We start from the raw sequence: 9,656 nt of genomic DNA, 5'->3' as shown, positions 1-9,656 counted from the left end.
AGCGTTTCCCTGTGTTATTTGCTAAAAAAAAAACATAACGCCGGTTGGGGGGTCCCTTTAAACTATAACCCGCTAAAACGCCCCAACTGTAATCCCACAAACCCGCGGCGGCCCATCCCCGCCGCTCTTGTCTCTTGCATGGCGGAAGAACGCCTGCCTCAAGCCGCCTTTGCTTCTGCTTCATGGAGCGCGAAAGAGCGCCCGTCGGCGTCGAAAATATGCAGGTCGCCGGCGTCCGCCGTCAGCCGCAGCGTCGCTCCGCGCTTGACCTCGACATTGCCCGGCAGCTTGGTCACCAGCGGCAGGTCGGCGCGGCCGATGTCGACATAGACGAGCTGGACCTCGCCGAGCTGCTCGACATAGTCGACCGTCCCTTCGAACAAATAGTCGGCGCCCGTGGCAATCATCAGATCCTCCGGCCGCACCCCGAAGCTTACCGCAGCGCCTTTCGCCGAGGCAGGCGTTGTGATCGGCACCGTCGCCTTGCGGCCGCCGACATGGCTGACGACCGTCGGGTTGCCGGTCTTGTCGATCGTCGCCGGCAGGATGTTCATCGCCGGCGAGCCGATGAACTGGGCGACGAACAGATTGCCGGGCCGCTTGTAGAGCTCCATCGGCGTGCCGACCTGTTCGATATGGCCTTCCTTCAGCACTACGATGCGGTCGGCCAGCGTCATCGCTTCGACCTGGTCGTGGGTGACGTAGATCATCGTTGTGGCCGGCATCGATTCCTTGAGCTTGGCGATCTCGATGCGGGTGGCGACGCGCAGCGCCGCGTCGAGGTTGGATAGCGGTTCGTCGAACAGAAAAACCTTGGGATTGCGCACGATGGCGCGGCCGATGGCGACGCGCTGGCGCTGGCCGCCCGACATCGCCTTGGGCAGACGGTCGAGATATTTGGTCAGCTGCAGGATCTCGGCCGCCTGGCGCACCCGCTTGTCGATCTCGGCCTTGCTTTCCTTGCCGATCTTCATCGAGAAGGCCATGTTGTCGTAGACGGTCATGTGCGGATAGAGCGCATAGGACTGGAACACCATGGCGATGCCGCGCTTTGACGGCGGCACGTCGTTGACGATCTCGCCGTCGATCTTGAGCTCGCCCGAGGTGATCTCCTCCAGCCCGGCGATGCAGCGCAGCAAGGTCGACTTGCCGCAACCCGAGGGGCCGACGAAGACGATGAATTCGCCCGACTTTATGTCGAGGTCGACGCCGTGCAGAATGTTGAGATTGCCATATGATTTCCTCACTTGCCTTAGCGTGACATCGGCCATGGTACCCTCCAGTTCTTCCTTGAATTCAGTCGATACGCCCGAACCAGGCGCCGTAGCCGCCGAGGCGGATAGTGCCGGCGCTAGTCTGTCCCGAAAACCCGTGTCCCGGCAAGGGCTGCAATGAGCGGCCGCCAAGATCGACTTCGGCCGGCTTTGCTCCGAGATTGAAGGCGCAGACGATCTGCTCGTTGCCTTCACGGCGGGTGAAGGCGACGGTGTCGCCCTCGCTTTCGATGAACTCGATATCACCCTTGGCCAGTGCCGGATGGGCGCGGCGGAAAGCCAGGAAGCGCCGGTAGTGCTCGAGCAGCGAGCCGTCGTCGCCTTGCTGCACATTGACGGCTTGCGCAAGGTGCTTGCTGGGCACCGGCAGCCAGGGCTTTGCCGTCGAGAAGCCGCCATTGCGGGCAGCGCCGTCCCAAACCATCGGCGTACGGCAGCCGTCGCGTCCCTTGAATTCAGGCCAGAAGCGGATGCCGTATGGGTCCTGCAGATCCTCGAAGCTGAGCTCGGCCTCGCTGAGCCCGAGCTCCTCGCCCTGATAGATACAGACCGAGCCGCGCAACGACATCAGCAGCGCCGAGATGACCTTGAGGTAGGCGGTCGGGTCGGGCTCGCCGGCTGCCCAGCGCGAGGCGAGACGCATCACGTCATGGTTGGAGAAGGCCCAGCACGACCAGCCGTCGCTGGCCACCTTGCCGAAGGTTTCCAGCACCGAGCGTACCTTTGCCGCGCTGATCTTCTCCGGCGCCAGGAAGTCGAAGGAGTAACACATATGCACGCGCTTGCCGCCGGCCGTATAGGCCGCCACCACTTCCAGCCCACGCTGCGAATCGCCGACCTCGCCAACCGCGGCCGTCGCCGGGTATTCGTCGAGCAAGGCGCGGAAGCGTTCGAGGAAGCCGAGGTTTTCAGGCCGGCTCTTGTCGTAGAGATGGTCCTGGTAGTTGTAGGGGTTGACGGCCGGCGCCGTCTGGTCGTTGCGCTGCTCGGGCGGCAGCGGCGGATTGTCTTCCAGGCCTTGGCTGTGGAAATAGAAATTGATGGTATCGAGGCGGAAGCCGTCGACGCCGCGCTCCAGCCAGAAGCGGGTGACGTCGAGCAGCGCGTCCTGGACCGCGCGGCTGTGGAAATTGAGGTCGGGCTGCTCGGCCAAGAAATTATGCAGGTAATATTGCTGGCGGCTGGTGTCCCACTGCCAGGCGGAGCCGCCGAAGATCGACAGCCAGTTATTGGGTGGCGTGCCGTCCGGCTTGGCATCCGCCCAGACATACCAGTCGGCTTTTGGATTGCTCCGGCTCGAGCGGCTCTCCTTGAACCAGGGATGGATGTCGGCGGTGTGCGAGAGCACCTCGTCGATCATCACCTTGAGGCCAAGCCGATGCGCCTCTGCGGTCAGCGCGTCGAAGTCGGCCAGCGTGCCGAACATCGGATCGACATCGCAATAATCCGACACGTCGTAGCCAAAATCCTTCATCGGCGATTTGAAGAATGGCGAGATCCAGATGGCGTCGACACCGAGCGAGGCGATGTAGGCCAGCCGGCCGATCATGCCCCTGAGGTCGCCGATGCCGTCGCCGTTCGAATCCTGATAGCTGCGCGGGTAGATTTGGTAGATCACGGCACCTCGCCACCAGTCGCGATCTATAGCGAGATCTGGCTTCGGGGTGGCCTTCAAAGCGGATTGCATGATCTCAACCTCCTTTCACCGAGCCGGCAAGCAGCCCGCGGACGAAATAGCGCTGCAGCGAGAAGAACACGATCAGCGGCACGATGATGGTGACGAAGGCCGATGTCGTCAGGATCTCCCAGTCGCCGCCGCGCGAGCCGAGCAACGCATTGAGCTTGGCGGTCAGTACGATCTGGTCGCCCTCGGTACCGAGGAAAACCATCGCCACCAGCAGATCGTTCCACACCCAGAGAAACTGGAAGATGGCGAACGAGGCCAGCACCGGGAACGACAATGGCAGCACGATCTTGACGAAGATCTCGAAATCGCTGGCGCCGTCGATACGCGCCGACTCCATGATCTCGCGTGGCAGGCCGGCGATATAGCTCCTCAGAAGATAGATGGCGAAAGGCAGGCCGAAGCCGGTATGCGCCAGCCAGATGCCGAGATAGGTCTTCGACGGCACGCCGAAGAAGCTGCCGACGCCGTTATAGAGCTTCAACAGCGGGATCAGCGACATCTGCAGCGGCACGACCAGGAGGCCGATGATGACGGCGATGAGCAGGGCGCGGCCGGGAAAGCGCATCCAGGCCAGCGCGTAGGCGGCGAACGCGGCGATCAGGATAGGGATGACGGTCGCCGGAATGGTGACGGTCAGCGAGTTCATGAAGGAGCGGCCGATGCCTTCCGAAAACAGCACCGTGTCGTAATTGTCGGTGGTGAATTTCGGCGGCGCCGACGAGGCGTAGTAGACGCGCTGGCCGCGTTCGCTTTCGAAAGCCTTCGGCGAGGTCGTGACGAAACTGCCGTCGGCATTGAGCTGCAGGGTCACGCCGTCGCCGAGATCGGCTGTCGTGCCGGCGGGATATTGCGTCGGCGCGGCCGACTTGACGCCAAAGGCGCTGATGTTGCGGGCCGGGCCGTCGCCGAAGATATTGCCTTGCAGGACGAACTTGCCGTACTTCTCGACCTGCGCCGAGGCTGGCGGCAGCCGGCCGGCTTCCGTCTGGCTGGAACTGGTGAACGAGTTCCACCAGCCCGAAGCGATGATCTGATCCTTGTCGCGCAGCGACGAGACCAGAATGCCGAGCGTCGGGATCGTCCAGATCGCAACGAAGATGAAGACGGCGATATGGACGCCGAAACGGCTGACAAAGGACTTTCCGGTCGACGCGGCCATCTCAATGTCCTTCCGTCTCTTTGTTCGCCTGGCGGATGTTCCAGACCATGATCGGAATGACCGCTATCATGATGATGATGGCGATGGTGGCGCCGCGGCCGAAATCGCCGCCGCCGCGGAACATCCAGTCGAACATCAGATTGGCCAGCACCTGGCTGTTCCACTGGCCGTTGGTCATGGTCAGCACGATGTCGAAAACCTTCAGCACCAGGATGGTGATGGTGGTCCAGACCACGGCGATGGTGCCCCAGATCTGCGGCACCATGATCTTCCAGAAGATCTGGAAAGGGTTGGCGCCGTCGATGACGGCGGCTTCCAGCGTCTCTTCCGGAATGCCGCGCAAGGCCGACGACAGGATGACCATGGCAAAGCCGGTCTGGATCCAGATCAGGATGACCATCAGGAAGAAGTTGTTCCAGAACGGCAGCGAGATCCAGACCTGCGGCTGGCCGCCGAAATACTGGATGATGGCGTTGAGCAGACCGATCTGCGTCTGCCCGTCGCCGCGATATTCGTAGATGAATTTCCAGATGACGCTGGCGCCGACGAACGAGATCGCCAGCGGCAGGAAGATCAGGCTCTTGGCGATGGTGCCCCACCAGATCTTGTCGGTGAGCACGGCGATGATCAGCCCGAGGAAGGTGCAGGCGGCCGGCACCACCGCCAGCCAGATGATGTTGTTGAGGATCGAGTTGCGGAACTCGCGGTCGCCGAACGCCCATTGATAGTTGGCCACGCCGACGAAATGGGCGCCGCCGCGATCGAGGAACGACAGCCTCAGCGTCTCCACCACCGGGTAGATCAGGTAGATGGTGAGGATGATCATCGCCGGGCCGACGAAGAGCCAGGGTCGGATCACCCCCTGCCGGCGCAGATTGTTAATCGCCGCCTTGCCGGAAACGCCGCGTGCCGGAAAGATCGTGTCGAGTGCCTTGTTGGCGCCCCAGAAATAGGCGACGCAGCCGCCCACGCCGATGATAATGACGAATATCGCCGAAAAAATCTGAGCCGCCATGGGTCCCTCCCCCTGCGCACGGATCCGCCAGTCGAGAATGGCTTTGGCGACGGGATCATGCGCCGATTCAGTTGTCTGGAGCGCGACCAGCCGGAAAGCAGGTCACTGGGCGCGCGTCATGCCGGAATGCGTTGTACTCACGACAATCGACGCGACGCCAAGCACCGGGTAGGGTCCGGGCCGTTTGAGGCCCGGACCACATCACATTGGGAACTCAAGCCGGCCGCTTACTTGATCGCGTCCCAGCTTTTCTGGATGTCAGTGGCGACGTCCTGGGCGGACTTGCCGCCGACCAGGTCGATCATGCCGGTCCAGAACGCACCGGCGCCGATCTTGCCCGGCATCAGGTCGGACCCGTCGAAGCGGAAGGTCGAGGCGTTGGCCAGGATCTCGCCCTGCTTCTTCAGCGCGTCGCTAGCATAGGCGTCCTTGTTGACCGACTTGAACGGCGTCACGAAGCCGCCCTGTGCCATCCAGATCTCATGAGCGAGCGGCAGCTTCAGGAATTCGATGAACGCGCGGGCACTCTTGCTATCTTTGGTGATCATGGCCAGCGTGCCGGCGCCGAGCACCGGAGTGCCGAGCTCGGGCTTGGAGGCGTAGGGCGGGTAATAGAAGAAGTCGGCATCCTCGCCGATCTTGGTGCCTTGCGGGAAGAAGGTCGGGATGAACGATGCCTGGTGGTGCAGATAGCATTTCGGCGGCACCGAGAAGAGGCCCTTCGGGCTGTCACGGAAATCGGTCGCCGCAACCGCCTTGGCGCCGCCCTCGACCATCTTGTCGTCGGTCGCGATCTTGCCGAAAATGTCGATGGCGTTGACCACTGCCGGATCGTTGAACGGAATTTCGTTCTTCACCCATTTGTCGTAGGTCTCGGGCGTCTGGGTGCGCAGCATGATGTCTTCGACCCAGTCGGTCGCCGGCCAGCCGGTGGCGCCGCCCGAACCAAGCCCGATGCACCATGGCGTGCCGCCGTCGGCGATGATCTTCTTTTCGAGCTCGGCAAGCTCTTCCTGCGTCTTCGGCACCTTGTAGCCCGCTTCCTCGAAATTGTCCGGCGAGTACCAGACCAGCGACTTCACGTCGGCCTTATACGGAAAGGCGAAGAAGCCGGGCTTGCCGTCCTTGTCCTTGAACGTGCCGAGGTCGACCCAGGATTGGCCGGCGCCGTAATTGTCCTTGACCCAGTTGGCCGTGTCGTCGCCGAGCGGCGTCAAAAGCCCCTTCGATGCCAGATCCTGGATCAGGCCCGGCTGCGGCAGCACGGCAATGTTGGGCGGGCTGCCGGCCTGCGTGTCGATGACTATCTGCTGCTCGTAATTCTCCGACGAGGAGTACTTGATCTCGGCGCCGGTGGCTTCGGAGAAGTAATCGAGGACGGTGCGGATAAGCCCTTCGTCCTCGCCGCGCCACGGCCCGAAGATCGTCAGCGTCTCGCCCTTGAGGTCGACCTTCTTGAGCTCCTCGTAGTTGGCCCAGTTGAAACGGGGATCTTCGCCCGGCTTGAACTTCAGTTCGGCTTGCGCCGGCATGGCGAGCGCAAGCGTGGCAAACGCAGCGCCCAGCAGAAGCATTTTCTTCATCGGTATTCCCTCCCAGTGGTGACAAACACCGAACGAAACCTCCATTCCGTCCGCCGGCGCTGCAGGACTGTGACTCAGTCGGAAAGGAACTGCAACCTTTCGTAGAGTCTTCCAAAGCGCTTTGGTGATTTTGATCTCGCCACTGAATTGGTCCGGAGTCAAGAGAAAGCCAAATTAATCGATTTAATTTCTGCGGTCGAGTGCCGGCGAAAGTGCGCTGCAGCACAGTTTCTGGCGGTGCAGCAGCAAATTCGGCTTCAAACCGGTCCGAACCGTGCGTATGGTCAGTGCGCTCGGCAACGCGGTTCGTAGCGGCTAGCTCGATTCAGATTAAAAGCGCTTTGAGGTTGGAGGCCTCCGGTGAACCTCAAGCAGCTCTCCCACATGCTGGCGCTTTCGCAGACTACGGTGAGCCGCGCATTGAACGGCTACCCGGAAGTCAACGAGGAAACGCGCCGGCGGGTGGTCGATGCCGCCAAGCGTCACGGCTATCGCCCCAATCCGAGCGCCCGCCGGCTGGCGACCGGCAAGACCGGCATGATCGGCTATGTGCTGCCGACGGGGACGACCGTCGACATCGACCCGCATTTCGTCGAGTTCCTGTCCGGCCTCGGCGACTATGCGCGTTCGCACGAGCTCGACCTGGTGCTGTCACCGGCCGATGCCGACGACCAGGAGACGACCTACCGCCGCATTGTCGCCAACCGGCAGGTCGACGCGGTCTATATCTCGTCGCCGAGGCCGGCCGACCGGCGGGTGGCACTCGTCAACACGCTCGGCATTCCCTTCATCGTCCATGGCCGCAGCGAAGGCTTCGATTTCGACTATCCGTTCACCGACATCGACAATGAGGGCGCCTTCCACGAGGCGGCGCGGCTACTTGTCCAGCTCGGTCATAGGCGTCTGGCGCTGATCAATGGCGACGATCGCGAGACCTTCGCTATCCATCGCGAGCGCGGCGTGCGCCGCGCGCTTGCGGCGAGCGGCCTGGTGCTTCGTGATCAGCATGTCTGTTCCCTCACCATGACCGAGGAGAACGGCTACCGCGCCGCCCGGCGCTTGCTGGAACAAAGCGACGCGCCGACGGCGATCGCCTGCTCCAGCCTGATCATGGCGCTCGGCGTGGTGCGCGCGGTGCGCGATCTCGGCCTGACCATTCCGGGCGACCTGTCGCTGATCGCCCATGACGACGTCTTTCCCTGGCTGAAGCCGGAAAATTTTTCGGTGCCATTGTCGACGACGCGTTCGTCGATCCGCCTCGCCGGCGCGCGCATCGCCGAACGGTTGGCGGCGCGGATTTCCGGCCTGGAGGAGGGCGCTCGCGGCGAAGTCTGGCCGGTCGACCTGGTGGTCAGGGGATCGGTCGCCGGCGCGCCGGCCTAGAGGTAATCACTCTGAACGGCCGAGGTCGACTCTTGGCGGCTGTTGGCCAGCACCAGCGGGTGCGTCCTGGTCTCAGGCCGCGGATTTGAGGTGATCGATGAAGGCGCGCAGCTTCGGCAGGACTTGGCGCTTGCCGGGATGATAAAGGAAGACACCCGGCGTCGTCGTGGCGACGCTGTCCAGCACCGACTGGAGTTTTCCTTCGGCTATCAGACCTTCGGCGAGTGGTCGCGGCGTCTGCGCCAGCCCGACGCCCCGCATCGCAGCCCCGACCAACGTCGAATAGTCGTGCGCGATCAGCGGGCCTGAGACGACCGCTTCGATCGCGCCGTTGCCGTCGATGAACGACCAGGGCGCGATGCTGCCATTCGAGCGGCGCAAGCGTAAGCAGGCGTGGTGGCGCAAGTCGTCGACACGCTCGGGACGGCCGTGGCGCTCAAGATAGTCAGGGCTGCCGACGACCACGAACGAGAACGGCGCTGTCAGCCGCACCGCGACCATGTCGGCGGCGATGAGCTGGCCGAGGCGGATGCCGGCATCGAACCCACCGGTCGCGAGATCGACCATCTGGTCGCTCACGGCGATCTCCAGTTCGATCTCAGGATAGGCTTGGCAGAACGACGCGAGCACCGGCTCCAACATCAACGGCACGATGGCGCGGGGCACAGACAGGCGCAGCAGACCGGTCGGCCGCTGGCCGATATCGCGGGCGGCCTCGCCGGCCGCGACAAGCTCTTCGAACGCCGGGCCGGCACGGTCGAGGAACCGCTGGCCAGGCTCGGTTAAACCAACGCTCCGCGTCGTGCGGACGAACAGCGCCGTGCCCAGACGGGCTTCCAGCGCGCGCACCGCTTGGCTCACGGCGGATGGCGTCACGCCGAGATCGGCGGCGGCACGGCGGAAGTTACGGCGCCTGGCGACGGCCAGGAACGCCTCGACGCCCTCCAGCGCACCATGTCGGACTGTGTAGTTCTGCTTCATAGGTTGTTGTGATTACACCGGATAGTCGAATTGCGGTAGCGGGCTTAAAGCCGCGTGAATCAACTGTTGAGGAAGCCAAATGTCCACGGAAATGGTATTCCAAACCCACCTTGTTCTCGGCTACGTCGCGTGGCTGCTTTGCTTCGGCGCGTACGGTTTGCCGTGGCTCAGGTCGATGGACCGGGTCGCGGCGCAACGCGCTATCGCTACGCTGCACAGCTTCCGCTTCTTCGGGCTCGTCTTCATGGTTCCAGGTGTCGTAAGCCCCAATCTGCCCACCGACTTCGCCGTATTCGCCGCCTACGGCGATTTCGCGACTGGCGTGCTGGCCATGCTGGCGCTGCTCACGGTGAGGATACGCCCGCTCTTCTGGCCGTTGGTCGTCGCCTTCAATGTCGTAGGGACGGTCGACCTCATTGTCGACTATTACCACGCCATTCAGATCGGCCTTCCTGCACGCGCAGGCGAAATTGGCGCCACCTACGCGATCCCGATCATCTACGTACCGCTGCTGATGATAACGCACGTCGCCGCATTCTATTTTCTGGTACGTCCTCGGCAAAACGCGACTTGA

8 protein-coding genes are annotated in these 9,656 nt (G+C 62.8%); 2 read left to right on the top strand and 6 right to left on the bottom strand.

The window, feature by feature from the left end; genetic code table 11:
• Nucleotides 1-158: 158 nt before the first annotated feature.
• From NKI18_RS02420 to NKI18_RS02400, 5 genes are all read right to left on the bottom strand, one after another.
• The gene (locus NKI18_RS02420; RefSeq protein ID WP_352622684.1) at nt 159-1,271 is read right to left on the bottom strand and encodes an ABC transporter ATP-binding protein; all 1,113 of its coding nucleotides are present in this window, start codon (nt 1,269-1,271) and stop codon (nt 159-161) included.
• Nucleotides 1,272-1,296: 25 nt separating this feature from the next.
• On the bottom strand, nt 1,297-2,961 hold the full coding sequence (gene bglA / locus NKI18_RS02415) for a beta-galactosidase BglA (protein WP_352622683.1): 1,665 nt from the start codon (nt 2,959-2,961) through the stop codon (nt 1,297-1,299).
• Between the two features lie 4 nt (nt 2,962-2,965).
• A complete protein-coding gene (locus NKI18_RS02410; protein WP_352622681.1) occupies nt 2,966-4,120 on the bottom strand; it encodes a carbohydrate ABC transporter permease in 1,155 nt (384 codons plus the stop codon).
• Nucleotide 4,121: 1 nt separating this feature from the next.
• Nucleotides 4,122-5,135: a carbohydrate ABC transporter permease gene (locus tag NKI18_RS02405; RefSeq protein WP_352622679.1), complete on the bottom strand. Its 1,014-nt coding sequence runs from the start codon at nt 5,133-5,135 to the stop codon at nt 4,122-4,124.
• Between the two features lie 227 nt (nt 5,136-5,362).
• Complete coding sequence (locus tag NKI18_RS02400) at nt 5,363-6,718, bottom strand: ABC transporter substrate-binding protein (protein WP_352452249.1); 1,356 nt, start codon at nt 6,716-6,718, stop codon at nt 5,363-5,365.
• 360 nt (nt 6,719-7,078) lie between these two features.
• On the opposite strand from NKI18_RS02400, the gene NKI18_RS02395 reads away from it, so the two are divergent.
• Nucleotides 7,079-8,101: a substrate-binding domain-containing protein gene (locus NKI18_RS02395; RefSeq protein WP_031213013.1), complete on the top strand. Its 1,023-nt coding sequence runs from the start codon at nt 7,079-7,081 to the stop codon at nt 8,099-8,101.
• Nucleotides 8,102-8,173: 72 nt separating this feature from the next.
• Here the strand turns inward: NKI18_RS02395 and NKI18_RS02390 are convergent, their stop codons facing one another.
• Nucleotides 8,174-9,082: a LysR family transcriptional regulator gene (locus NKI18_RS02390; protein ID WP_352614331.1), complete on the bottom strand. Its 909-nt coding sequence runs from the start codon at nt 9,080-9,082 to the stop codon at nt 8,174-8,176.
• 79 nt (nt 9,083-9,161) lie between these two features.
• Between NKI18_RS02390 and NKI18_RS02385 the strand changes: the two genes are divergently transcribed.
• Nucleotides 9,162-9,656, top strand: a complete 495-nt coding sequence (locus tag NKI18_RS02385; RefSeq protein ID WP_352614333.1) for a DUF8737 domain-containing protein — start codon at nt 9,162-9,164, stop codon at nt 9,654-9,656.

This window comes from Mesorhizobium sp. M0800 (assembly GCF_040320095.1).
Classification (GTDB): Bacteria; Pseudomonadota; Alphaproteobacteria; order Rhizobiales; family Rhizobiaceae; genus Mesorhizobium.
Note: the sequence above shows the minus strand (reverse complement) of the source record. Positions and strands in the feature narration are given on the sequence as shown.